Source organism: Caldococcus noboribetus (assembly GCF_055389385.1).
Genome location: NZ_AP042475.1, coordinates 132,759 through 157,027 on the forward strand (window position 1 = coordinate 132,759; position 24,269 = coordinate 157,027).

Sequence of the window (24,269 nt, forward strand, 5' to 3'; positions counted from 1 at the left end):
TTACGACTGCTGCAGCAGCTTCCTGAACTCCTCCCTCACCTGCTCTATCAGCCTCTTTGTGTCCTCAAAGGCTGCTGGGTCGTCAAGCGTTGAGGTGTCGCCCAACGGCTCCTGGTTGAGCACCGCCCTCAGCAGCCTCCTCATTATCTTTCCACTCTTGGTCTTCGGCAGCTTCCTCACGAAGACAACCCTGTCAACTATGTAGCCAGCGTTCCTGGCGTAGGCCTTTATGTCCTCGGCTAACTGGTCGCTTGGCTGGTAGCTCGGCCTGAGCACCACGAACGCCAGCAGCGCCGAGCCCTTGCCTCCCGGCAGCGGCATGCTGGCCGCGGCCACCTCTGCGACGGCCGGGTGAGTGCCTATGGTGCTCTCCACCTCCATGGTGCCTATCCTCTGGCCGGTGGTGGCTATCACGTCGTCTGCCCTGCCGAGCACGTAGAGGTAGCCGTCCTCGTCCATGTAGCCGTAGTCGCCCGTGTAGAAGTAGCCGGGGAACCTGGACCAGTAGGTCTTTATGTACCTCTCGTAGTTGGGGTCGTTCCACATCTTGCCCAGGGCGGGCGTGTAGGGACTCAGCACTATGTAGCCCTTGTTGCCAGGCGGCAGCGGCTTCCCCTCGTCGTCAACTATGAAGACCCTTGTTGGCGAGAAGGCTATCCCAGCCGAGCCCGGCCTGAAGGGGAGCTCGGCTATGCCGTAGGGGGTTGCCGCTATGGGGCTCAGGTGCTCGGTCATCCAGTACGCGTCGCCTATGTACGTGTTAGGCAGGTTCTCCCTGAACCACTGCCAGGCGCCCACGTTGAGGGGCTCTCCGGTGTTGAGTATTATCCTGAGCGTGGACGTGTCGCCCCCGGTCACCGACTCCGAGCCAAGACCCTTCAGGGTGTAGAGGGTTGTCGTCGAGGACCACACGTGGGTCACGCCGAACCTCTCAACTACCTTGGCGAACAGGTCAGGCCTCTGGCCCACGAAGCCCTCAAAGAGCACTGCCGTCACCCCCATTACTGGGGCCGTGTAGAGGTTAGCCATGGGCCACACGGGCCACCCCAGCTCTGATATGGTCCACCAGACGTCGTTGGGGCCCAGGTTGAACAGCGCCTTGAAGGTCCAGTTTAGCGCAACTATGTAGCCTCCCCGCGTCTGGGTTATCCCCTTGGGCCTGCCGGTGGTGCCGCTCGTGTAGTATATAGTTCCCACGTCGCTCGCGTCAACGGGCTCCGGCGGCACGTAGACCTTCCCCCTGGGGGCTATGTCCTCATAGACCACGTCACGGCTTCCGTTGACGTTGAAGTCGCTGAAGCCCCTGCTAACGACCAGCACCTTCTCGACTGGCGTCTTGAAGTTGTTGAGCACCCTGTCAGCTATGTCCTTTATCCTTATCTCCTGGCCGGCCCTGAAGCCCTTGGAGGCTACCACGAGGACCTTTGACCCGGCGTCCTGGAGCCTGAAGGCCATGACGTCGTCGCTGAGCCCAACGTAGTGTATTGCAAGTATCGCCCCTAGCCTGTGAACTGCCAGGCCGAAGTAAACGGCCTCAGGTATGCTCGGCATTATCATTGATACCACGTCGCCGCGCTTGACCCCAAGCTGCTTCAGGACGTAGGCAGCCCTGTTGACCTGGTAGTAAAGCTCCCTGAACGTTATAGCCTTGTAGTCCAGGGACTCGTTGGTCCAGTAGAAGGCCACCCTGTCGGCCTTGTCCCTGAGGTGCCTGTCCACGGCATTATATGAGACGTTCATGAGGCCCCCTACGAACCACCTCTCGGTGGGCGGGCTCCCCTCGAGGACCTTCGCTGGCCTCTGGAACCAGTCTATCAGGTCCACCTGCTGGGCCCAGAACGCGGCCGGGTCCTTTGAGGCCAGGGAAGAGAGGGCCTGGAGCTTCCTTATAGAGTATATCTCCTCCACAACCTTAGACACGGCCAAAACACCTCTAGTTCCACATTTTTCCTACTTCTTTACAGAAATGTATACAGGAACTTATAACTGAGCGGACATGGCCTATATATGCGGCAAGGCTTCGCCGTGAGCTAAAGGGACCTTATGTAGCTGTAGTCCTCGTCGCTCAGGCTCCAGCCCACGGCGCCTAGGAGCTCATCTATGTGCTCCCTCCTTGACGCCTTGGGTATGGGCAGGGAGCTCCTCATGAGGTAGTTGAGGGCCACCTGCACGGGTGTCTTCCCGTACTTGGCCCCTATCCTGGCTAGCCTTGAGTCGGAGCTCACTGATCCCCTGCCAAGCGGCGAGTAAGCCACTATCGTGACCCCCGCCTGCCTAGCGAACGGTATCAGGTCCCGCTCAGCCCACTTGTTGTAAACGCTGTACTCAACCTCATCGACTACTACCTCGTGCCTCCTCGCCAGGCTCATGGCCTCCTCCAGCAGCTGCCTGTCGAAGTTGCTCACGCCCATGCACCTTATTACGCCCCTGTCAACGAGGTCCTCCAGGGCCCTGATGGACTCCTGCAGCGGCACGTCCCTGCTGGGCCAGTGAAGCAGGTAGACGTCTATTGACTTCACTCCAAGCCTCCTCCTGCTGGCCTCCGCGGACCTCACCAGGTCATCATAGTGGAAGTGGTTGGGCCAGACTTTGCTTATAATTATCACCTCGTCCGCCACGTCGGCGAGGGCCCTCCCAACGAGCTCCTCCGTGTGACCGCCCCCGTACATCTCGGCGGTGTCAAAGACCCTTATGCCGCGCTCGTAGGCGTACCTTATGGCGTTAACGTAGAGGTCGTCCCTGCTGTAGTCGGGGCTCCAGAACCCGCCTCCCATGCCCCAGGTGCCCAGGCCCAGGGGCGAGGCCTCCTTGTCGCACAGCCTCAAGCTGAACCCTCCGCAGGGGGCACAGCATAAGTAAATAAGCCTAAGCCAGTATACCATGCTGGGCTGTGAGGACCCAGCTATCCCTGACAGGTGATGATCGTGGCCTTTGCTGAGCCCCAAGGAGTTCCTTAGGTGGGCCTCCACTCAGGGCTTCTGGCTACTTCATAATGGCAGCACCGCGCACCTTGAAGAGGCCCAGGCTGCCGGTCCTTGAGGGGGAACTGCGCATGGCAGGAGTCACGCCATTTAATGTCCTAGGCTCGTGTCCACTAGGGGTTAACCATCAACGTCGGCAGCTATCATTATGTAAATAATATGTAGCGCTGCAGCCGCGTCCTCGAGTCGCCTACGGTTGCAAGGGCCCTTACATTTGCCCTGAGGGACGGATCAGCAGGCCGCCATGTAAAGCTACTGCAGCCTCACGGGGCCCGTAAGCTTCCTTACGTCTGAGAGCGCCTCTATGACCTTTCTGGCCTTCTCCTCGTCCTTGACCGCGGACCTCACGGCCTCCTCAAGAGTGACCCCCCTGCTCATGGCCTCCGAAATGGCTGCCGCAGCGTCGTAGCCCACGAGCGGCGAGAGGAAGGTCACGAGGGCCTGGCTTGAGGCAGCGAGCTGGAGCATCCTCTCCCTGTGCGGTATGACCTGTGACACCGTCCTTGCCAGCTTCCTTGCCATCTCGGCCAGGAGCTCGACCTCCTTAAGCACGTTATAGGCTACCACGGGTATGCCCATGTTAAGCTCTAGCTCCCCCAGCGAGGCGCCCCAGGCCAGCGCCTGGTCATAGCCTAGCACCTGCGCCGCCCCCTGGTTCACGGCCTCAAGGGTCACCGGGTTCCTCTTGCCCGGCATCATGCTGCTGCCTGGCACGTCAACTGGAACCTCAACCTCATTGAGCCCAGTGTTGGGGCCCGAGTTAAGGAGTCTCAGGTCGTTGGAGACCCTCATCATGTCCAGGGCCAGGGACCTGAGGGCCCCGCTCAGGGCCACGACGTCAGAGAGGGACCTCATCAGGGCGGACTTTGACGGTGAGGGCCTGAGGCTTAACCCTGTGAGGGAGCTCAGCTCCCTGACCGCTAGCTCAGCGAACCTGGGGTCGGCGTTGGCCCCCGTGCCCACTGCAGTTCCTCCCAGGGGCACCTCTGCCAGCAGGCCAAGCACTGAGGTGACAGCGGAGAGGTCCCTCTCTATCATGTGGGCGTATGCCTCGAGCTGCTGCCCAAATGTTATGGGAAGGGCGTCCCTCAGGTGAGTTCTCCCAGGCCTCACTAGGTCGCCAAACCTCGAGCTGGCATCCCTCAGCGACGAGATAAGCTCCCTGACGGCAGACACAAGGTCCTCGTTGACCGCAGCTATAGCGGCCAGGCGGAGGGCCGTAGGCATGACGTCGTTGCTGGACTGGGACATGTTGACGTCGTCGTTGGGGTGAACCCTGCAGCCGCAGAGCCTCGAGGCCAGGCCTGCCACTATGTCATTTATGTTCATGTTTATGCCTGTCCCTGAGCCCGTCTGGAAGATGTCAACTGTGACCTCGCTGTCATGGAGTCCCCTGGCCACCTCGAGCGCAGACGACTCTATGGCTGACGCCTTTGAGGCCTCCAGGAGGCCGAGCTCCCTGTTCGCCCTGGCCGCGGCGGCCTTAACCATGGCCACTGCCCATATGAGCCTCCTGGGGGGCCTCGTGCCCGTCTCAAGGTAGTATGGCCTCGCCCTCTCAGCGTATGAGCTCAAGCGCCTACCCCGGGTTACCCTGTGCCCGAAAGCTATTACAAGTGAGGCCTTACCTCTCGCGAGGCATTAGGTAGCAGTTAATAGGGTTCAAGGCAACCCACTGACACTAGGATCCCAACAAGGTGAGGACCTTGGACGTCATTGAGACCAGGAACCTAAGGAAGGTCTACCCCAACGGGGTTGAGGCCCTCAAGGGGGTTAGCATCAGGCTTAACGCCAGAGTCCCATGTATAATAGGTCGAAACGGGGCCGGCAAAACAACGCTTGTTAGGATACTCTCAACTCAGCTCAGGCCCACGGGCGGGGAGGCTCGAGTCCTGGGCCTTGACGTGGTCGCGGACAGAGAGGCGCTGAGGAAGAGGATATGCAGCATACCCCAGGAGGCCAGGCCCATGGGGGTTGCCTCGCCCTACGAGCACGTGGTTATGTACCTTGTGGCCAGGGGGTGGTCGATATCTGAGGCCAAGCAGGCGGCCCGAAGGGTGCTCAAGGAGGTGGGCCTCGGGGACTTCATGGACGTGGCTACTGACGAGCTCAGCGGCGGCATGAAGAGGAAGGTGTTCCTGGCCATGGCCTTGGCCGCCCAGGCGGAGCTCACGTTCCTGGATGAGCCCACCGCTGGCCTCGACCCCCTGTCAAGGCTTGAGACGTGGGGAGCCATGAGGCAGCTTAAGTCGTACATACTCCTCACCACCCACGACATGGAGGAGGCCCAGACCCTGTGCGAGTACCTGGTGCTCCTTGACTCGGGCAGGGTGATAGCCCAGGGAACCCTTGAGGAGCTCATGAGGCCCCTCCAGGGCAAGGTCAGGGTCGAGGGCTACGGCGACATAAACATAGGGGGCCTGGCAATATCTTATATGACCCCTGAGGATGCCAAGGAGCTCATAAGCGACGGCCTCAAGATTACAATAAGGCCTGTCAACCTTGACGATGTCTTCATAATAAACGGCGTCAGGCCCTTGAGCGAGGATGAGGGAAATGGCGAGGCTTAAGCTGAGTCCAAGGTTCGTGCTTACCTTCGCCTGGTTCTACGGCTGGTCCTCAGTTAAGCGGGGGCCTGGCTGGGTGCTCTCCTACATGGCCTGGCCGCTGGCCCTGCTATTCATGATATACATGCTCAGCAGGGGGAGGCTTATTGACTACGCCATACTTGGCGGCATCATCTCAACGGTGACCAGCAACGCCCTGAGCGCGCTGGGCGACACGGCCTTCATGAAGCTCGAGATAAAGCTTCAGGACCTGCTGGTGGCGGCCGACGTGAGCCCGATAGAGTACCTGGTCGGCATAGGCCTCGGGAACCTCCTCTACTCATTCCCAGGCCTTGCTGTCTTCCTGGCGCTGTTAATAGTGTTCAGGGTCCTGACGACGCCCCTCGAGTGGGCCGTGCTGGCGGTGTCCCTCCTCTTCCTGGCCGTTGGAGGCGCCGGGCTCGCCTTCCTCGGCGGGAGCAGGCTGAGGCACGTGAGGAACTCGTGGGGGCTGGCATCCTTCCTCTCCATATTCCTCACCATGATACCGCCCATATACTACCCCTACACGGCGCTCCCCAGGCCAGCCCTCTACGCCCTCATGGTGTCCCCTGCCACGCCTGCGGCCGTCTTCCTGCAGCAGCTCATGGCCGGTGACCCGCCGTCCTTCGCCCTGCTAGGCATATTTATAGTGGAGAACATCGCATACGCCCTGTTAGGGCTGTGGCTAGGAAGGTGGGAGGATTGACGACGTGGAAGGTCAGGTGCACCGAGTGCGGCCTCGAGAGGAGCCTTGAGACAGGCATGGACCTGAGCACGCTGAAGAGCAACAGGATCTACATTTACTGCCCCAGGTGCAAGAGGAACACCTTCCATGAAATACTCGGCAGGAGCGAGGACTAGCTACTCAGGCGGCTGGAAGCTCCTGCCAGGGCCTGAGGCCAGGAGCTGGGACACCTCCTCGACCAGCGCCTCGGCCTGAACCACCTCCTGCTGGCCCTGGAGCCACCTCCTCCTTATGTTGACAGTGTTGCTCTCCACCTCCTTGTCCCCCACGACGGCTATTATCGGGACCCAGGCCTTGCCGGCAGCCCTTACCCTGGCCCCAAGGCCCTTCGTGGGCGGGTCAAGGTAGGCCCTGGCGCCAACGTCAAGTAGCTCTTGCAGGAGCCTCTTGGCGTACTCCACGTGCTGCTCCTTGACCGGTATGACTGCCACCTGGAGGGGGGACAGCCAGAAGGGCAGGTATGGTGTCTTGCCGGAGTCGGCCAGCTTAAGGCCGAAGTCGACAAGTGACGACATTATCAGCCTCAGGGGGCCAACGCACGTCACCCGCCTGTCCCTCACCACGCCATGGAGTCCCAGGGCCGCCAGCCCCCCTCCCCTAGTCCTGTAAGCCAGGAGCCTCAGGGAGTACTGAATGTCGTAGGGTATCGAGAACCCCTTTGACGTCCCCGCGTCGATCCACGTCAGGTCCCTTGATATGCCCTCCTCCAGCTCGTCAAACATCTTTACCATCGTCTCATCGCCGACGTCCGTGGGGGCAACTATCATGTCAGCCCCTGGCAGCGGCGACCTGACCCTCAAGCCTGACTCCGCGTACCTGCCGGCGTCAAGGCACGACCTGAGGACGGCTGCGAGGCCCCCTATGCCGTAGACCTGCTCGGGCCCCCCGCCTGTGGTCTCAACGTTTGCCAGCCCAAGCCTTTCAACCGCCCACGACGACAAAGCGCTTATGGCCACCTCGCCCAGTGACGTGAGCCCCCCGCTGGTGAGCCCCAGCTTTGACTGGGAGCCCAGGGACTCGTTGTCCCATGGGCTGCCCACCTCTACCTCCTTGGGCAGGAGGCCCCTCTCTATGGCCTCCCTAACCCCCAGCTGGGAGCCGTCCCCTGGCAGGTACCAAGGCCCCTTGGGCGCTGTTATTGTCCTCGAGAGCTCGCAGGCCGGGTGGCCCGGGCAAGTTATCGTGAACCCCTTGTACCACCCGAACGGGGCCCTGGCGGTCTGGAAGCCCATGGACTTAAGCTCGTCCTCAACCTTCCTGAGGACCTCCGCGGCCACGTCGGGCGGGGCAAGGCTAGGCGACAGGTGGGCGAAGGGGTAGACCACTGCGCACTTGACGCCGGACCTCCTGGCGTGCTCAGCTATCTCCATGGCGGCCTGCCTCGCCAGGTCAGGCGTGTCGCCCTCCTCAACGCTTATGAAGCCGACCACGCAGTCCTTGCCCTCAAACTTTGAGGGCGGGTCGGGCGGGTTGTCTATGGCCTCCTCCACGGCCCAGAACTTGATCTCTGAGACGTGTATCATGAGCAGCCTCAAGGCTGAGCCCCTTAGGGAGATGTTGCCAGGGTTAAAATGACCAGCTGTGTTAACGGCCTCGAGCTATGTGACAGCAGCCCTGAAGGTTAGCCGGGGCCTAGCTTCGGCGGGCCGCGCCTTGTGCGGGGGCCCGTGCCTTCTTTGAAACGCTGTAACACCACTGCAATCCAAAAAGTTCTCAGGAACGCCCTGCTGTTGTATGTGAGGCAAACGGGTTTTGTAAACGCGACCACGCGGACCTCACGGCCCAGTCCCTGGGCCTACACCCTTGCGGCGCAGGCATGACAAGCCCTCGCGTCGTAATTGAGGGCTCCTACATACTTGGCAACAATGTCGGCATCTACCTCTACAACTCAACTGGCTACGTTATATGCAACAACGTCCTCGACGACTGGCAGGACGTACAAATAGTGGACGCGTGGGCCTACTGGAACTTGAGCCTCAGCCCGGCAGGAACATAGTTGAAGGCAAGGTAGTTTGGGGCAACGTCTGGCTGTAACCCCAATGGAACAGGGTTCTCGCTGGCCTGTAGCCCCATGCCCTCAGAGCTCGAAGTGCGCGGCGAGCTCTACACTATATAGCTGGAAATAACACGGACTACCCGCCTCCCGCCTATCCCAAGGGCCTTCCCCTCCCAAGACCAACGTGACCGGCGTCCCGACGGGCTGGCCCGCGCCGGTAGTGACCATCACGGGGCTATCAGCGACTACATAGCCAAGTTCACCATCATATATCACCACCACGCCGCAGAGCACAACTATAACCTCGACTATTACTAACACTAAAAGGCAGGTCTCTGACCTCGCGGCCTCAGGCGCCAACACCATGGTACTGCTAGTTGCCGTGGCCCTCATAGCGCTGTTGTGGCCACAGCAGTAGCCATCGCAGCTCTGCGCAGGGCGCGCTGAGGCCTCATGTCCTGAAAAGCTCCTAGCAACCTAGTGGGGCAGATAAACTAAGGCCTCAGGGAGGCGCGGCCTTCCTGTTTATCAGAAGGCTGCCCAGGGCCCTGGACCGGCAGCCTCAGGCGCAGGGCAATTAGGCGCGGCGGTCACTCCTAACCAAAGACGTTCTTGTTGACCATCTTAATTAGCCTCACGTAGTTGTCGCACTTGGCCTCAGGGCCGCTGCAGGAGACCTCGTACGTTATCTGGCCGTCAAAGTGGAGCAGGGCCCCAGCCACCCTGTACCAGTCCACCGTGCCAGTCATAGGCGGCGCGTGCTCGTCGGCGTAGCCGTCGTTGTCATGAGCGTGTACCTCAGCTATCAGGTTCGCCTGGGAGGCCTTGCTTATCTCGTCGGGCGGGCTCTTGGTGTTAACGTTGAGGTGGCCGACGTCTATGCACAGCTTCAGGCCCTCCACGGAGCTGGCTATCTTGATCAGCTCGTCGACGCTCGAGCCTACCATGTCGCCCTCGAGCCTGTTCTCAACTGCCATGGTGAGCCCAAGCTCCCTGGCCTCCTTGGCAAGCCTGCCCAGCACGCCCACGTTAGCCTCTATGGCCTGCTCTGACCTCTTGAGGGGGAGCGTGTGGATGACAACTATGGTGGCCCCCATGTCCCTGGCAGCCCTCATCCAACGTATCATGCGCGTTATTGCCCCCTCCTTGCCCTGGGCCAGCATGTCGAGCGTGGGCTTGTCGTAGGGCAGGTGCACGCTTGACACCGTGAAGCCCTGGCGCTTCAGGGCGGCCTGGGTCTCCTCCAGCAGGGCGTCCTCCTGGCCCCTCCTGCCAGCGAAGTTGTCATAGCTCAGCTCATAGTAGTCTACCCCCATGTTGTGCAGCTTGGCCACCGCCTCGGCCGGGGGCAGCGTCCTGTAAAGCATAGTAGCGTACGCTACCCTCAAGTGCGCCACCGCCAGTGATAGCCAGCTCTAAGTTTTTAAGCTCTGGAAGGCATGGCTTTATGAGGACAGTTCTAATAGAAGAGATTGTCTACTGCACAAAAGTATACATCTTTTCAGACAAAATTTTCTTCTAATTAAGGGACAAAAACTTATAAATGTAAGTTTTAATAGGCTTAAGTTAGAATAAGGTGATAGCAGTGAGCTATGTGGACCTAAGCTCCGCCGTCAAGGTAGTTGACGGAGTTTACTGGGTGGGAGTCAACGATACCAGGAAGGTGAGGTTCGAGAACATGTGGCCCATACCTGAGGGCATATCATACAACGCCTACGTCATAGAGGCTGGGGACGGCTACGTGCTTGTTGACGGCGTCGAGGAGGAGTACACGGACCTCTACCTTGCCAAGCTGAGCAAGGTAGTGGACAACATGGATAAGGTCAAGTACATAGTTGTGAACCACCTTGAGCCGGACCACCAGGGCTCCCTGGAGGAGACGCTGAGGAGGGCCAGGAACGCCAAGGTGTTAATATCAGCCATTGGCGCCAGGATGATAAGGGACTTCTACGACGTGCCCGAGGACAGGCTGGTGCCTGTTAAGGATGGCGACAGGCTTGAGGTCAACGGCAAGGTCCTCAGGTTCATCTACACGCCCTGGCTCCACTGGCCCGAGACCATGGTAACCCTTGATGAGACCGACGCAGTGCTCTTCACGTGCGACGTCTTTGGCTCCTACGTGGCCCTCAGGGGAGGGCTCTTCGACGACCAGCTTGAGATGGAGCACTACATAGAGGAGGCCAAGAGGTACTACGTGAACATCGTGGGGAGGTACACGAAGAACACGATAGACGCCCTCAACAAGCTCTCCGCGGTGCTGGACAAGGTTAAGGTAATAGCGCCCGCCCACGGGCCCCTCTACAGGGGTGACCCAAGGCTCCCCGTGAAGCTCTACTACGACTGGGCCCTCCCAAGGCTTGAGCCGGAGGTCTCAATACTTTACATAAGCATGTACGGCCACACGGTGGACGCCGTCAGGAGGCTCAGCGACGTAGTTAAGTCCCACGGGCTCAGGGTGAGGCTCATAGACGCCGCCGAGGAGCACATGTCGTATGCCCTCAGCTACAGCAACAACTCGGCTGCCGTGCTCACGGTGTTCCCCACTTATGACGCGTCGATACCGATGCCCCTAAACAATATACTCTACACCTACCAGGTCAAGATGTTCGGCAGGGGCAGGGCAGCAGGGGTTGTCACCAGCTACGGCTGGGGCCCGGTGGCGAAGTTAGCAGCTGACATGCTAACTAAGGCCGGCTTCAGGGTAGTGGAGCCCCTGGTAACGCTGAGGACAAGGCCGAGGAAGGAGGAGCTGGAGGCCCTGGACAGGCTCGGCGAGAGGATAGCTGAGGAGGCCCTCAAGGCGCTTGAGGGAGGCCGCTGAGCCCAGCCAGCGCCATCAGAGAGGCCCACCTGACCAGGTCCTTCCTCACAACTATCCCCCTCGTCATGAGCCCTATTATGCCCTCCCCTGAGCCTATGTCCTTTATGCCGTACCTAGCCTCGACGGCCCTGTCAAGCTCAGAGCTCATTGAGTCCCTGGCGAGGTCCTCGGGCACCTCAAAGGCCGGGGAGGTGCCGCAGGCCACCCTGCCCTCCTTAACCACGCAGGCCACGGTGATGACGTACCACGCGCTGTCGACGCTGAATATGCCTGACTCCACGCCAACCCCCACCTTGGCCCTGACGGCCTCAAGGGCCCTTGAGGCCCTGAGTATTGCAAGCCTCCTGGTCTGCTCGAGGCCCACTGGCTGGGGAGGCAGGCCGTTAATGCTAACAGGGATCACGTTGGCGCACCCGTAGAAGGCCTCGAATGCCTCCCTGACGCCGGCAACCTTGACTGGGTTCTGGCTCCCCAGTGCCACGTCAACGCAGGGCCCCTCAGCCAAATGCCTTCACCTCATCGGTGCCCTTAGTGCCGGAGGTAACACATCACTGAGGCCCTTACCCGCGTGCAGGAGCTGCCCGGGCGGAGTTAAAGGTTATAAGCACCTTGCCTTCCCTCATTAAACCGGTGCCGCGGTCGCCTAGCTGGCCAGGGCGCCGGCCTGCTAAGCCGGTGGGGGAAACCCCGCGCGGGTTCAAATCCCGCCCGCGGCGCCAACCTACTTTAACCATGCGGCTTCCGCCCTCATTGCCTTGAAGGCGCGCCCCTCCTGATAGCGCCCAGGGCTAGACGCCTAGGAGCTCGGAGTAGGCCCTCCTCAGCTCCTCCCTGTCAAACATGGTCACGTGGTCAAATATTGACCCAGAGCTCTCCCTCAGCCTCATGACATCCACCAGCTTCCTATACCTGCCGCCCGCGAGGCCGTTAGCTATGACAGCCGCGCCCTCCGCGGCCTCCTTGGCCACCCTGCCGCTCGCCCTGAGCTTGATGACCCTGAGCCTAGCCCCGAGGCCTGAGAGGCCCCCGTTTATCGCCCTGTCCAGGTCGTCTACGAACCCGTCAACCCTCGAGAACCTGCCGCTGACGTAGACTGCCTGAGGGCTCGTGGAGACCAGGAGCGACATGACGTCCTTGGCCGCCGACTCCAGGAGCGCCCTGTAGCCCTCGCCCCCGGCTGAGACGAAGTCCTCCACGGGCCTCTTGAAGGGGTCCCCCTGGCCCAGGTAGGCGGCCCCTCCGGCGAAGAGCATCTCCTTAGTGACCCTGGAAACGTTAGAGATGGCATAGGCCACCTCGCCGTCAACGCAGCCGGAGCCCAGGTAGCCCGGGAAGCCGGCGGTGCCGGCGACCCCGTCGACCAGCTGGCCGGAGCTGACGGCCATGGCTGAGGTGTAGGCGAACCCGACCTCTACCACTATTAGGTTAACTTTGTCGTAGCTCACGTTGAACGCCTCGGCGTGCCTCGCTATCGCCAGGGCGGCGCTGTAGACCTTGTCAGAGGTCCCCATGTCAACCCTGTTAAGCTTCCTGTAGGCCGGCACCGTGGGCAGCTGGACCACGCCCGGGGTGAAGTAGGTCACGTCCCTGAGCTCCGGGTCCTCCTTTATCATCTTCAGGAGCCTCCTGAGGCCAAGTATCCTGTGGCCCCTGGCCGCGTCCTCAGCAGATATGAAGGTAGCGAGCGCGATCTCCTCGTCGCTGGCCTCCCTGGCCAGCTTGAGGGGTATCCCGTAGCCGCTTGACGCCACTATAACGTCAGCCTTCCTCTCCCTCACTATCTCCTTGAGCCTCCTGAGCACGGCCTCGGGGTCCCTGACCATGTAGTCCCTCGGTATCGACTCGTCCGCTATGACCTCGTTAGTCTCGTCGTCAAAGCCAAAGATGTCGTAGCTCTTAGTGCCCGAGTCCGTCCCGAGGGCCCTAACCGTAGTCCACCACCTCGACACCCCTGTTCCTGCCCCTGGTTATGAGCACCTCGCCCCCTCCGTTTGCCCTAAGGAGCTCCCTGAGCTCCGAGGCGGCCCTCTCGGCCTCCCCCTCGTCGTCAGTTATGCCGTAGAACGTGGGCCCCCAGGAGGACTGGGCGGCGCCGTAGGCGTGCCTAAGCATAATCTCAATGCCCTTCTCGACCAGGGGGCAGCAGTATATGCCTCCCTGGTACCTTGACCAGGCCAGCCCCAGCGACCTGTTGAACTCCGTCAGCGCCTCGCCAAACCCCCTGAGGTCGCCCTCGACGAAGCTGGGGAGCATCTTCATCAGCACAAGCCTTGAGAGCCTGGAGGCGAGGCCGCAGTCCTCCCTGACCTCCGAGAGCGCCTTGCCCTCAGAGCTCGCCCTGAACCTCTGTATCCCCGGGAGGGGCCCGTAGGGGAGGGCTACTATGAAGACCCAGCTGCTCGGTATGTCGCCCCTGAAGATAAGCGGGGGCACCTCCCTCTCAGCCATGTCCCTCCTGAAGCCCCCCTCAACTATGAAGCCGCCGACCTTGGCCGCGTAGAGGCCCAGGGCGGTCACCAGGCCCCTCCTGAGCGCAAGGGCTGCGTCCTCGAGCCTCAGGCCGAGGCCGTAGAGCCTTGACACACCCTCGGCCACTGCGAAGTAGAGGCCCGTGACGTAGCCAAGGCCAGAGTAAGGGGGGTAGCCCCTCTCAACTGTCGCCCGGGCCCCCCTCAGGTTAAACTTCTCCTTTAGCGCTCTGAGGGCCTGGAGCGCGTGCTGGTCGTTTGACTCTATGGAGTCCGACTCCTCAACCCTGACGACGATGCCCGGGCCCTCCAGGGTGAAGCCCACCGTGCCGTAGAGCCTGCCCATGTCGCCGCACAGGTCAAGGTTGCCGGCGTGCAGGTGGCTAGACGCGAAGACCCTAACGTACCTCAAGGGGACCCCCGTCAAGGACTGCCATCAAGGTAAAAGTGGGTTGCGGGCCCCTCGCCTACACGCCTCCTTAGGCCCCTCGCCCCAATCACTGCCGCCATTACAGCTATTGGGGCCGCGAAGGCCGCGAGCGCGTAGATGCTGCTGAGCGAATAGTAGAAGGCCAGGGAGAGCAGGGCCGCCCCCACCGCTGAGACCAGCCTGCCAGCCCTCGAGGTAACCTTGAAGGCAGAGGCCGCGACTATTATGAGGGAGGCCACGTAGAACAGGGAGTCCAGGGCGTAGTCATACTGCATCGCGTTGTAGGCCACCGCCACCGGGCCGCCTCCCCTGAAGTATGAGACCGCGTAGCTGGCCGCCGCAGTGGCGGCCGCCAGGGCAGTGCTCAGGTACAGGGCGTTGGAAGGCGCCTTGAACCTGTTGGTCCTTGCCAGGGCCCTTGGCATCAGGCCGTCCCTGGCCATGCCGTAGAACATCCTGGCCGTGGCGTTCAGGGTGGCCAGGTAGCAGTTGTAGACGCTCAGCACAACAGCCACGGCGAAGAGGGCCCTCCCTGCGGGGCCCAGGTACCTGCCTATCATGTTGTATATTGGGTTGGCGCCGGAGCTGGCGGCGCTGACGAAGGACTCTATGGAAGGCCTCGATAGGCCCAGGTCTACTACTATGGCGTAGGTCACAAGCACGTAAAGCAGGCCCATGAGCAGCGTCGCCGCCAGCGTGCCCAGCGGGGCGTCCCTCCTGGGGTCCGAGGCCTCCTCGGCAAGCTGAGTGGAGACCTCAAAGCCCATGAAGTAGGTTATGGAGAACACCATGCCCCCTGACATGGCTGCCAGCGCGCTGAGGGGCTGGCTAGAGAAGGCGCCCTGGAGCGTGAAGGGGGCCACTGATAGCCTCCCCCAGTTGGACGCTATTGAGAGGGCCGCAAAGGACAGGAGTATTGCGACCTCGACTGACGTCATGATTACCTCAGACCTTACGCTCGGCCTCACTCCCAGGAGGGCCGGGACCAGGGCCAGCGCCACCACCAGGGGCATTAGGTATGCCGGGTTCACGAGGGCGCCCGTGGAGGCCTCAAGGCCCTGGGACGCCAGGTAGCCGAAGGCTATGGCCACGGAGCCCAGGCCCAGGGTAGCGCTGTAGAGCACCGTGTAGATCAGCCCGTTGATTAAGCCCGCGCGGGGCCCCAGGGACCTGGCGGCGTACTCGTAGAAGCTGGCCGCGTGGGGGTACCTCCTGGCTAGAACGAAGACCGCATATACTATAGTCATGACGCCAACCGTGGTTATTAGCATCGCCAGGGGGGCAGCGCCTAGGGCGTACTGCATTATGAGGGCCGCGCCGCCCGCTATGCTGTAGGCCGGCGCCTGGCCCGCGAGGGAGTTGTATATGAGGCCCTTTAGCCCCGTCGCCCTCCTAGCGAGCTGGCCCAACTGAGGCACCGCGTGAACGATGTAAGTAGGGGCGTACACCTGCCTTGCTGAACGTTCAGTAGAAGCCGCTTGGTCCGCCCAGTTTAGGCCTCAAAAGCCCGTGGGTCTAACGGGAGGGAGGGAGAGCCTCCCACGGCGACTCCACGGAGCTCCTGAGGGGGTCGCCGCGGCACGTCGCTCCCGTGACTTCCTGGCCGACGTCGTCGTGACAGCTTATTGTCGCTGTCATCAGCCCTCCCGGGCGTAGAGCTCAGAGACCGGATGGGCTTCTGGGGCCTTGGGTTGGCGCCCCGGGCCGCATAACTCTAAGTAAATAAGGTAATTTCTTCCCCAGCGGTTACGCCTCACCGCCTAGCTCTACGCAGCGTAGTGATTTTCTTGTCGGCAAGGGCAGTTAAGCGGCCCTGCTTGAGGGGCTGCGCAGCCCTTATAAACGAGAACAGATGTTCTCTATGTAGTATGATCAGCAAATACGGCGTGTTGAGCGTTGACCTGTCGGCCAACAAGGCTCGCCTTGAGCAGCTGGACGGCGAGACCCTCAGCAGGTGGGTTGGCGGGAGAGGCCTTGCCGCCTACCTAATGTTAAGGGACAAGCTTTACCTGGCCCCGCCCCTCTCGCCTCAGTCACCGCTGATATTGGCCACGGGGCCTCTCGCCGCCACCAAGGTGCCGGCCGCCAGCAGGGCCTTTGCTGTGTTCAGGAGCCCGCTCACTGGCCTAGTAGGTGGCTCCAGCGTCGGCGGCTCCCTTGGAAGGGCTATGGCAAGGCTTGGCCTCCTGGCAGTCAAGGTCATAGGTACGGCGCCAGAGCCCTCAGTGCTCGTGGTTGACAGCTCTGGGGCCAGGGTAGAGGCGGCCGGCGACATCTGGGGGCTGAGGACGTCGGAGACCGAGGCAAGGCTCAAGGAGAGGTACGGGAGGACCTCCTCGACGGTGGTCATAGGGCCAGCCGGCGAGAACCTGGTCAGGTTTGCCTCCGCGGTTCACTCGGGCAGCAGGGTCTTCGCCAGAGGAGGCCTTGGCGCCGTCATGGGGTCCAAGAGGCTCAAGGCCATAGTCTTCAGGGCCCCCCTTGGGCCGGAGCCAGGCCTTGAGGCTGAGGCAGCGTCCCTGTCCAAGGCCCTGCTGGCTGACGCCACGGCCTCTGCCTACAGGCGCAGCGGGACGCTGAGGATAGTTAACATAGCTGATGACAATGACTACCTGCCGTCAAGGTACTGGACCTCTACGGGCTTAGGTGACATGAAGGGGCTCAGGCTTGAGGGCTTTCTGGCCTCAGGCTCCGTCAGGGGCAGGGACTCGTGCCTAGGCTGTCCAATAGCGTGCCACTTCGTAGTCAGAGGCTCCGACGGCAGGACTTCGGAGCCTGAGTTCAATTCAACTTACGCCCTTGGCTCCCTAATAGGCGTCGGGGACCCGGCCGAGGTCGCGGCCCTCGTGGCCGAGGCTAACGACCTCGGCCTTGACGCCATAGAGGCCGGCAACGCTGTGGGCCTCGTGATGAGGCTGAGGGCCGAGGGGAGGCTAAGAGAGGGGCCGGAGTTTGGGGATTACGATGGCGCAAGGGCGCTCCTTAACGACATAGCGTACAGGAGAGGCCTTGGAGCAATGTTGGCCGACGGCGTGGCCGAGGCCGCTAGAAGGCTCAGAGCTGAGGACGTGGCCGTCCACGTGAGGGGCATGTCGCCGCCGGCCTACGACCCGAGGGCTATATGGCCCCTGGCCCTCAGCTACCTGGTCTCTTATAGAGGCGCCGACCACCTAGGCCCCATGGTATACTCCTCTGACCTCGTGTCCGCCGGCGTGCCCCTGAAGTCTCTAGGGCAAGAGGTGGTGAGGCTCCTGATAGACAGAGAGGACATGAGCGCCCTCCTAGACTCAGCGCCTCTATGCAAGTTTGCCAGGGGCTCAGCGACCTACAGGCTCCTCGCTAAGCTTCTCTCGTCAGCCACCGGGGCTAAGTTCACCGAGAAGGGCCTGGTGGAGAGCGCCAAGCTTATAGTGGCGGCCTTTAGGCTCATGAACTGGGAGCTCGGCGACCGTCCTTCGGCCTCAGAAATACCTAAGGCGCTGAGGCTCCCCATAAGGGGCTCGAAGGGCCTCCACGAGCTGCCCCTTGACAGGCTTGAGGAGGCCCTAAGGCTTTACTTAGAGGCCAGGCGCGCGGAGGCTGAGAAGCTTGCACACGTGCTGTAGCCTTTGGCTATGCAGCCGCTGCCCGAGCGGCCGCTACCTTTGGCGCGCCCTGAACCTTAACAGGTCCACTAACAGCTCAGCGTCGCTTGCAAGTTGCGCCAGAGCCTCTCCGGCTCATAATTATGGCTTCTAAGGCTGTCGTGAGGGCGTGACGTTGGGCCTGCAGTTGGGCTCTTGCAGTGCCATTTCTTTAACAATGCCTCAATAATTGGCCGTGCCAGGCCGCCTACATCCCCTGAGGCGCCCTGAGGAACCCTAACGGACAGGCAGTCTCAGTCATTGCTATAAAAAGACTTTGTCATCATAGCGCTTGAGAGCTACGCGATTGTTATCGTTAGCGAGTTTTCTACGCGGAGTAACTATGTTCATGTAATCTTCAGTATGAAGGTCCTCGACGCCGTTTTCAGCAAAACATAAACTATATCCGGCTCCTTAGAGTTTTAGTAAGCTCTCCTGATAACTCAGCCTTAACACCATTCTATGGTTTCCACGAAAATACCAACCACTTCACGCTGGAATTCTATGACCGCTACAGGGTTTCAACACCATCCTATGGTTTCGGAGGCCGCGCCTGAGCCGCAGGCCCAGGCGCAGGGAACGTTTCAACACCATCCTATGGTTTCTTGAGAATGATTACACATGGCATGCAGTGCTCTACACAGTTTCAACACCATCCTATGGTTTCAGTCCCAGCAGCGGGAGCAAGGCGAGGATGATAACAGCGAGGAGGTTTCAACACCATCCTATGGTTTCGCAGAGGACATAAAGGACCTCCTGGTCTCCGCGGCCGTGTTTCAACACCATCCTATGGTTTCGCTAGTCGCTACAGAGCCGTTGACCGTTAATGAATTAATGTTTCAACACCATCCTATGGTTTCGTATATGTATAGACTGCCCGGCGGCCGGGGCGCTCGCGCTGTTTCAACACCATCCTATGGTTTCGAGGACCAGGAGGCCCCGGCCCAAGAACAGTTTCAACACCATCCTATGGTTTCGGAAGCAAAGCCGATAGCCGACCTGATAAAGACTGCAGTTTCAACACCATCCTATGGTTTCGTTGACTTGTGCGTGAGAGCATGAGTGGTGGTAATGGTGTTTCAACACCATCCTATGGTTTCTACATATAGCGATGTATTTGAGCCGAGCTGCAGCGTTAGGTTTCAACACCATCCTATGGTTTCCTAATGGTTGTCGCTCCACCAAGGTCAGCGAAGGACCTAATAAGTTTCAACACCATCCTATGGTTTCCCGGTCTCGGCCTTGATCCTCAGGAGGGAGTTGTAGAGTTTCAACACCATCCTATGGTTTCTCATATGTGGAGGTGGGAGGCTTAAAAATTTAGAAGAGTTTCAACACCATCCTATGGTTTCTATCGTATGTCGACACAACGGACCTTAACGCCGTTACTCTCTGTTTCAACACCATCCTATGGTTTCGCAGTCAAGAACAGTAGCAACAACGGCAAGGAAGTGGTAGTTTCAACACCATCCTATGGTTTCGACTTTATGTAGCACGGAACGAGCCCATCGAATAACGGAATGTTTCAACACCATCCTATGGTTTCGTTGCTCTTAAGGCTGCCGTAGCTCGCGACCATGCTCACGTTTCAACACCATCCTATGGTTTCTGAGCGTCACCTTTTACCATACTGGTTGCCTTCCTTCAAGTGGCCAGGGCCGGGTATACCTGGCCTGCCCTGGGCCCACCCTCAGTCCTGTTTGACAGGGTATTTAAGCTGACCCCCGGCCAGGCCGGGGCTTCCCATTTGCTAAATGGGAGGCCGAAATATTTATGTAAAAATCATTAAGAAAAGTTAAGTTAGTCTCAGGGAGGCTGCCAAGCGCAGCCCTTTTAAGCTTCCCATTAAGCAAATGGGAACTACCCGCTTAAATAGTTTATAAGGTAAAATAAGAAATGAAAGGGAAAAGGATTAACTTAAACAAAGCGTCCAAACGAGCGTTGAGCCTCACAGTTGATATCGTGAGAGGACTGACCAAGGCTATGGGCAATCCCTTTCTTCAGGTCCTAATAAAAACCTCCTTCGAGGGCCCTGCGCAGGTCCCCCGGGCAGTGGACAGGAAAAAAGGTAATAACTTGGGGCGCGCGGCTAGGCAGTGGTTGTGTTAATCGTGGCGTTAGGCGGCGCGTAGTACGCGTAGGCGACCGCCACCGGGCTCACGATGTACCCTCCGGCGGCCTGCGTCACGTGCGGGCCCATTGATATGACCAGGTAAGCCCTCCTGCCGGCGGTCACGTTAAGGCCCCCGTTAACTATCGGTATCTTGAGCGCGTTGCTTGGCAGCTTCGCTGAGACGTTGATGGAGCCCACCTGCACTGTAACGGAGCTCACGTAGAGCCTGACCTCGTTGTAAACCCCCGGCGGCAGGCCCGCCTGGGCTACCTCCTGGGGCACGCCTGAGAGGAGCACAGTTATAGTCCTGTTAGTTATAATGACCCACCTGCCGGTGCTGGCCGAGTGGACCATGATTGATGTCACTGTGAGGTATATCCCTGAGGCCGTGGCGTTGCCGGCCCTGCCGGGGTCGCTTATGTAGACGTAAACAGAGCCCTGGGACCTTGAAGTGGCCAGGTAGGCGCCCCCGGCGGCTGCCACTGCAACCACTATTACTATGGCTGCTATTACCGAGGCCTTCACCTCGCGACACCCAGGACCTTGCAGGGGGGCCCGCCTAAAAGGGCTGGGCCGGGAAAGGGGGCGGGAGGCCTAGGGAAGCCAGGGGACGGGCCTCAGGAGGCCTTTCCAGAGGGCGCGCCGCCGTCAATGACCTTAACCCTGGGCGCCCTTGAGGCCAGCTGCTGCCAGTCCTTAAAGTTATAGATGCACCCGGGGTCCGGGGCCAGGGGGTCGCCGTAGTAGCCGTAGGCCCTGGCCCTGCAGCCGCCGCATATGTTCCTGTAGGGGCAGACCCTGCAGTACCCCTTGAGGTTGTCCCTGTCCCTCAGCTGCTCAAACAGCGGCGTCCTTGTCCAGATTTCCCAGAAGCTCTGCCTCCTCAGGTTGCCCACGGTTATTGGGAGGAAGACGCAGGGGGACACGTCGCCGTTAGGCTGTATCGCTGCGTATATCCTGCCTGCCCCGCAGCCGCCGACGAACTCGGCCACTGCTTTAACTATTGGGTCGCCGCTGACGGCGAAGTGTGTGGGGGCCACCTCCTGGCCTCCGCTCATCTGAAGCGCTACCCTGCCGTACTGGGGAGCCGTGCTCACTATCTGAAGCCCTGGCCTCCTCTTCATCTCTGAGTATATGTACCTCAGGAACTTCTCCCTCTCAACGGGGTCTAGGTCGAGCCACACGTTATCAAGCCCCCTCCCGGTCGGGACAAAGTTAAAGAATATCACCCTCTTGACGCCTATGTCCTCGGCCAGGTCCAGCAGGTCCTTGACCTCATTTATGTTCATCTTTGTTATGGTGACGGCCATCCCGTGATCCATGCCCAGCTTGACCGCGTTCTCAAGGGCCTTGACGGTGCGCTCCCAGGACCCCTTGACCCCCCTGAACTTATCGTGCTTCTCAGGGTCAGCGCTGTCTATGGACACCTCTACGTACTTAAGCCCCTCCTCCTTGGCCTTCTCGAGCTCGTTTATGTTGGCGAAGAGCCAGCCGTTCGTGGCGACCGCGGCATGTATGCCCCTGGACGCTATGGCCTTAAGCACCGTGTGGAAGTGCGGGTGTATGGTCGGCTCGCCGCCGCTGAGGGCTATGGAGGCCACGCCCGCCCTGTCAAGCTCGTCAACGACCTTAAGCTTCTCCTCAAGGGTCAGCTCGTCTGGAGTAGGCGCGCCTGCTCTCTGGTAGCAATGTATGCACTTCAGGTTGCACATGTTGGTGAAGTTCCACACTATCAGGAAGGGGGCTGGCATCTTCTGTGGGACGGTAACCCCATAAAGGCCTAGCCCCTTCATGACAAGCGACACGCCCCTCCTTATAGCTGGGTCACTTATAGACTTCTTGGCGCTCTCAACGTCGCCGTGCAGTGCCTTTATGCCGACCTCTATCGTGTAGTCTATCAAGGGTATGAGGAACCTGGCGTAAAGCGGGCACTCTACTATCTGCTCTCCTACGAACCTGCTGAGCGCGTGGTATATCAGGGGCGCCTCCCTCTCCGTGCCGTCTGAGTACTTCACCTTTACCGTCCTGCTGGCCAGCCTCAGGGACGCCCTGGTGACTGGATTATTGAATATGAGCCTGATGCCGGCCAGCAGGTGCCCTATGTTGCCGTTATCCTTTACGTAGGGCCCCTTTACCGCGTCCTCAAGCCTGTCTTCGCTGAACCCCTCGCTCAATCCCTTTCACCTCCGCCCCACCTGAGGGGCTCAAACACATGCCCGAGGGCGTCGCCGAAGGCTGAGAGGGCCTCCCTGGCGAGCACCGACATAAGGTCCCCGAGGCGGCCGGCCCTGAGCTCCTGCGATATGAAGCCCATCCTCAGGTAGAACTTCCTGTAGGCGTAGACCAGCGCCCTGCCCAGCTGCTCGGCCGTGAAGTGGAAGCCCCTGATCACTGGCCTCACTGTGGTGTAGTGCTCCCAGTTTGTGTCAACTATCAGGTTGTGCTTCACGGCGAAGTCCCAGAGAGGGGTCCCTGGGTACGGCGTCAGCGCCGTGAACTGGGCGTAGTCAGGGCCGAGCTCCACTGCAAGCTGGGCGGTCCTCTTCATGTCGTCAACCGTCTCCCAGGGGAAGCCAAGTATGAAGGAGCCAGTGGCGAAGCCCCCGAGCTCCCTCTTCCACTCAAAGACCCTCCTGGCCTGCTCTATGGTTATCTTCTTGCCTATCCTGTTCAGGGTCTCCTGGCTGGCGGACTCAACGCCGAAGTACAGCGCGTTGCAGCCGTTGTCATAAAGCAGCTTCATCAGGTCCCTGCTCACGTGGTCCACCCTGCTGCCGCACGAGAACTTTATGTCGAGTCCCCTCGACCTGAGCTCCGCCACGAAGTCCCTCACGAACTTCCAGTTGGCCGTGAACTCGTCGTCAGTGAACACTATCTCCTTGGCCTTGTACCTGTTAACCAGGTACTCTATCTCGTCAACCACGTTCTTGGCTGACCTGTACCTGTACCTCCTACCCCAGTAGTAGCTAGTTATGCAGTACATGCAGCCGTAGGGGCACCCCCTGCTCGCCATGACGTGGGCTATCCTTATGGGCTTGTTGAAGAGCGTGTACTTATCCATGTCGAGCAGGTCCCTGTCCGGCCACGGAAGCTTGTCCAGGTCCTCTATGAACGGCCTGTCGGGCGTCACCACGGTCTTGCCTCCCTCCCTGAAGGCTATGCCCTTCACAGACCTCAGGGCCTCGTAGTCCCTCCCCTTTGACTCAAGGGTGCCCGTGAGCTCAAGCATGGTGAGCTCTCCCTCCCCCCTCACGACAAAGTCAAACCCCGCGTCAAGGGCCTCGTCATACATGTAGGTGGGGTGGGTCCCTCCCGCCACTAGGATGACGTCAGGCATCTCCTGCTTGATGGTCTTAGCAGCCACGTAACCCTTAGGGGCAAGGGGGGTCTGCATAGAAATCCCAATTATGTCTGGGTCAAAGGACTTGACCTCCGCCATCCATGACCTCAGGTTAAGCCTCCTCGTGGGGCTGTCGATTATCTTAACCTTGTGGCCGGCCTGCTCAAGGACGGAGGCTATGTAAGCGAGGCCAAGGGGAGGAGCCCTCATCCCCGTGACCTTGTAGATCTCCAAGTTATGAACGTCTGGGGGAAGGGCCAAGAGCACCCTCACAGTTTATCTCCCTTTAAAAGATATATAGAATTGAGAGATATACGCTAAGCTGTAGATGGCCTAAGGCTGGCCCCTACGGGAGGCCGCAGATCAGGGTTGCCGACGCTAGCATATGGCAAGGACCCTGGCCATGGCCCCCTCGGCCCCGCGAACCTTAAGGGGAGCTATGATCAGCAGCGGGTCCCTGCAGCTGGCCAGCTCGCCAAGGTTACACGCGCCCTCAACTATTATCACTCCCGAGGACAGCAGCCTGACGTGGACGTAGGCTGAGTCCTCCTCGCTCACGAGCGGAGGCCACGGGTAGCCCTGGGCCCCAGCCCAGCCTGAGACGCTCATGGCCTCTGTGACCACTGCCCCAACGCCCACTCCTGCAAGGTAATCAGCGGCGTCCCTGCTGAGGTAGGGCCAGGCGTGTAGGTAGTCCTCGGACCCCCTTAGACCTGAGAACCCGGTGTAAAGCACTGCCGCCCTCCCGGTATGGACTCTGCCCTCTAGGTCCCTCGACGTTATGGCCTCCCCAGGCCTCTTGTAACTGAGGTCAACGAAGTCTGCGGGCAGCACCAGCCTCTCGGGCGGTATCCTGTCAACGCTGAGGCCCCCAGGCATGAAGTGTAGTGGGGCGTCCACGTGGGTCCCAGAGTGGGAGCCCGCCTCAATGCGCGACAGGGTGACCTCGCCCTCCCTGGAGCCCACTAGCACAAACTCATGCCTGAACGGCGGGTCCCCTGGGTACGTGGGCATCCCATTGTAGACGTCACATGTGAGGTCCACAACCCTCCTGAGGAGGTTACCCAACCCATGCCCTAAGGGTTGCGCTGCCGGCAGGACTATAAAGGTGCGTGAGCGTGGGGCCGCCTTTTGGCTGAGGCCCATTTTTACCCCTGGCTCACA

Annotated in this window: 20 protein-coding genes, 1 tRNA gene and 1 CRISPR repeat array; of the genes, 7 read left to right on the forward strand and 14 right to left on the reverse strand. The window is 60.2% G+C overall.

The annotated features are described in order from the left end of the window. The 3 genes from ACZ5GQ_RS00700 to ACZ5GQ_RS00710 form a co-directional block, all read right to left on the reverse strand. The gene (locus ACZ5GQ_RS00700; RefSeq protein ID WP_498856756.1) at nucleotides 1-1,920 is read right to left on the reverse strand and encodes an AMP-binding protein; all 1,920 of its coding nucleotides are present in this window, start codon (nucleotides 1,918-1,920) and stop codon (nucleotides 1-3) included. Between the two features lie 110 nt (nucleotides 1,921-2,030). Beyond that, nucleotides 2,031-2,825, reverse strand: a complete 795-nt coding sequence (locus ACZ5GQ_RS00705; protein ID WP_498856757.1) for an aldo/keto reductase — start codon at nucleotides 2,823-2,825, stop codon at nucleotides 2,031-2,033. 408 nt (nucleotides 2,826-3,233) lie between these two features. Beyond that, nucleotides 3,234-4,556: a lyase family protein gene (locus ACZ5GQ_RS00710; protein WP_498856758.1), complete on the reverse strand. Its 1,323-nt coding sequence runs from the start codon at nucleotides 4,554-4,556 to the stop codon at nucleotides 3,234-3,236. Between the two features lie 131 nt (nucleotides 4,557-4,687). Here ACZ5GQ_RS00710 and ACZ5GQ_RS00715 point away from each other — a divergent pair, with 131 nt between their 5' ends. The 3 genes from ACZ5GQ_RS00715 to ACZ5GQ_RS00725 are packed head-to-tail and all read left to right on the forward strand — an operon-like array spanning nucleotide 4,688 to nucleotide 6,430. Beyond that, entirely contained in the window at nucleotides 4,688-5,551 is an 864-nt protein-coding gene (locus ACZ5GQ_RS00715; RefSeq protein ID WP_498856759.1) for an ABC transporter ATP-binding protein, read from the forward strand. Then, nucleotides 5,538-6,275, forward strand: a complete 738-nt coding sequence (locus ACZ5GQ_RS00720) for an ABC transporter permease (protein ID WP_498856760.1) — start codon at nucleotides 5,538-5,540, stop codon at nucleotides 6,273-6,275. The genes ACZ5GQ_RS00715 and ACZ5GQ_RS00720 overlap by 14 nt, the downstream gene beginning before the upstream one ends. Continuing rightward, entirely contained in the window at nucleotides 6,272-6,430 is a 159-nt protein-coding gene (locus tag ACZ5GQ_RS00725) for a hypothetical protein (protein ID WP_498857417.1), read from the forward strand. Before ACZ5GQ_RS00720 ends, ACZ5GQ_RS00725 begins: the two co-directional genes overlap by 4 nt. Here ACZ5GQ_RS00725 and ACZ5GQ_RS00730 read toward each other — a convergent pair whose 3' ends face one another. Then, nucleotides 6,431-7,849, reverse strand: coding sequence for a threonyl-tRNA synthetase editing domain-containing protein (locus ACZ5GQ_RS00730; RefSeq protein ID WP_498856761.1), 1,419 nt, complete (start codon nucleotides 7,847-7,849; stop codon nucleotides 6,431-6,433). Between the two features lie 281 nt (nucleotides 7,850-8,130). Here ACZ5GQ_RS00730 and ACZ5GQ_RS00735 point away from each other — a divergent pair, with 281 nt between their 5' ends. Next, complete coding sequence (locus ACZ5GQ_RS00735) at nucleotides 8,131-8,310, forward strand: hypothetical protein (protein WP_498856762.1); 180 nt, start codon at nucleotides 8,131-8,133, stop codon at nucleotides 8,308-8,310. 81 nt (nucleotides 8,311-8,391) lie between these two features. Here the strand turns inward: ACZ5GQ_RS00735 and ACZ5GQ_RS00740 are convergent, their stop codons facing one another. Together ACZ5GQ_RS00740 and ACZ5GQ_RS00745 are read right to left on the reverse strand one after the other, a co-directional pair. Beyond that, nucleotides 8,392-8,703, reverse strand: coding sequence for a hypothetical protein (locus ACZ5GQ_RS00740; protein WP_498856763.1), 312 nt, complete (start codon nucleotides 8,701-8,703; stop codon nucleotides 8,392-8,394). A 203-nt stretch (nucleotides 8,704-8,906) separates the two neighbouring features. Then, on the reverse strand, nucleotides 8,907-9,698 hold the full coding sequence (locus ACZ5GQ_RS00745) for a sugar phosphate isomerase/epimerase family protein (RefSeq protein ID WP_498856764.1): 792 nt from the start codon (nucleotides 9,696-9,698) through the stop codon (nucleotides 8,907-8,909). Nucleotides 9,699-9,886: 188 nt separating this feature from the next. On the opposite strand from ACZ5GQ_RS00745, the gene ACZ5GQ_RS00750 reads away from it, so the two are divergent. Further along, complete coding sequence (locus ACZ5GQ_RS00750) at nucleotides 9,887-11,131, forward strand: FprA family A-type flavoprotein (protein WP_498856765.1); 1,245 nt, start codon at nucleotides 9,887-9,889, stop codon at nucleotides 11,129-11,131. Here ACZ5GQ_RS00750 and ACZ5GQ_RS00755 read toward each other — a convergent pair. Further along, a complete protein-coding gene (locus ACZ5GQ_RS00755) occupies nucleotides 11,106-11,636 on the reverse strand; it encodes an inosine/xanthosine triphosphatase (protein ID WP_498856766.1) in 531 nt (176 codons plus the stop codon). The genes ACZ5GQ_RS00750 and ACZ5GQ_RS00755 overlap by 26 nt on opposite strands. A 127-nt stretch (nucleotides 11,637-11,763) precedes the next feature. Here ACZ5GQ_RS00755 and ACZ5GQ_RS00760 point away from each other — a divergent pair. Continuing rightward, nucleotides 11,764-11,850: transfer RNA gene (locus tag ACZ5GQ_RS00760), tRNA-Ser, on the forward strand. 69 nt (nucleotides 11,851-11,919) lie between these two features. On the opposite strand, the gene ACZ5GQ_RS00765 is transcribed toward ACZ5GQ_RS00760, so the two are convergent. From ACZ5GQ_RS00765 to ACZ5GQ_RS00775, 3 genes are read right to left on the reverse strand one after another with little or no spacing between them, the layout of a single operon-like run. Beyond that, the gene (locus ACZ5GQ_RS00765; RefSeq protein WP_498856767.1) at nucleotides 11,920-13,080 is read right to left on the reverse strand and encodes a DUF1464 family protein; all 1,161 of its coding nucleotides are present in this window, start codon (nucleotides 13,078-13,080) and stop codon (nucleotides 11,920-11,922) included. After that, entirely contained in the window at nucleotides 13,055-14,011 is a 957-nt protein-coding gene (locus ACZ5GQ_RS00770; RefSeq protein WP_498856768.1) for a beta-ribofuranosylaminobenzene 5'-phosphate synthase family protein, read from the reverse strand. The genes ACZ5GQ_RS00765 and ACZ5GQ_RS00770 overlap by 26 nt, the downstream gene beginning before the upstream one ends. 11 nt (nucleotides 14,012-14,022) lie before the next feature. Continuing rightward, on the reverse strand, nucleotides 14,023-15,447 hold the full coding sequence (locus tag ACZ5GQ_RS00775; protein ID WP_498857416.1) for an APC family permease: 1,425 nt from the start codon (nucleotides 15,445-15,447) through the stop codon (nucleotides 14,023-14,025). A 471-nt stretch (nucleotides 15,448-15,918) separates the two neighbouring features. Between ACZ5GQ_RS00775 and ACZ5GQ_RS00780 the strand changes: the two genes are divergently transcribed. Further along, nucleotides 15,919-17,634, forward strand: coding sequence for an aldehyde ferredoxin oxidoreductase C-terminal domain-containing protein (locus tag ACZ5GQ_RS00780; RefSeq protein ID WP_498856769.1), 1,716 nt, complete (start codon nucleotides 15,919-15,921; stop codon nucleotides 17,632-17,634). A gap of 464 nt (nucleotides 17,635-18,098) precedes the next feature. Continuing rightward, nucleotides 18,099-19,261: a CRISPR direct-repeat array (repeat unit 24 nt; unit sequence GTTTCAACACCATCCTATGGTTTC). Between the two features lie 480 nt (nucleotides 19,262-19,741). Here the strand turns inward: ACZ5GQ_RS00780 and ACZ5GQ_RS00785 are convergent. The 4 genes from ACZ5GQ_RS00785 to ACZ5GQ_RS00800 all read right to left on the reverse strand — a co-directional run bounded on the left by ACZ5GQ_RS00785 (nucleotide 19,742) and on the right by ACZ5GQ_RS00800 (nucleotide 24,173). Beyond that, nucleotides 19,742-20,290: a DUF4382 domain-containing protein gene (locus tag ACZ5GQ_RS00785; protein ID WP_498856770.1), complete on the reverse strand. Its 549-nt coding sequence runs from the start codon at nucleotides 20,288-20,290 to the stop codon at nucleotides 19,742-19,744. Between the two features lie 92 nt (nucleotides 20,291-20,382). Then, nucleotides 20,383-21,939 (reverse strand): radical SAM protein, encoded by a 1,557-nt coding sequence (locus ACZ5GQ_RS00790; protein WP_498856771.1) that lies wholly within the window; start codon nucleotides 21,937-21,939, stop codon nucleotides 20,383-20,385. Next, complete coding sequence (locus ACZ5GQ_RS00795; protein ID WP_498856772.1) at nucleotides 21,936-23,378, reverse strand: B12-binding domain-containing radical SAM protein; 1,443 nt, start codon at nucleotides 23,376-23,378, stop codon at nucleotides 21,936-21,938. The genes ACZ5GQ_RS00790 and ACZ5GQ_RS00795 overlap by 4 nt, the downstream gene beginning before the upstream one ends. 105 nt (nucleotides 23,379-23,483) lie before the next feature. Next, nucleotides 23,484-24,173 carry a cyclase family protein gene (locus tag ACZ5GQ_RS00800; protein ID WP_498856773.1) on the reverse strand — a complete coding sequence of 230 codons (690 nt, stop codon included), beginning with the start codon at nucleotides 24,171-24,173 and terminating at the stop codon, nucleotides 23,484-23,486. Nucleotides 24,174-24,269 lie beyond the last annotated feature (96 nt).

Excerpts from the sequence above, each read along its gene's own strand:
- ACZ5GQ_RS00740 (WP_498856763.1), bottom strand. The coding sequence starts at position 8,703 with ATGAGGGCCACGGCAACTAGCAGTACCATGGTGTTGGCGCCTGAGGCC.
- ACZ5GQ_RS00735 (WP_498856762.1), top strand. The coding sequence starts at position 8,131 with ATGACAAGCCCTCGCGTCGTAATTGAGGGCTCCTACATACTTGGCAAC.
- ACZ5GQ_RS00720 (WP_498856760.1), top strand. The coding sequence starts at position 5,538 with ATGGCGAGGCTTAAGCTGAGTCCAAGGTTCGTGCTTACCTTCGCCTGG.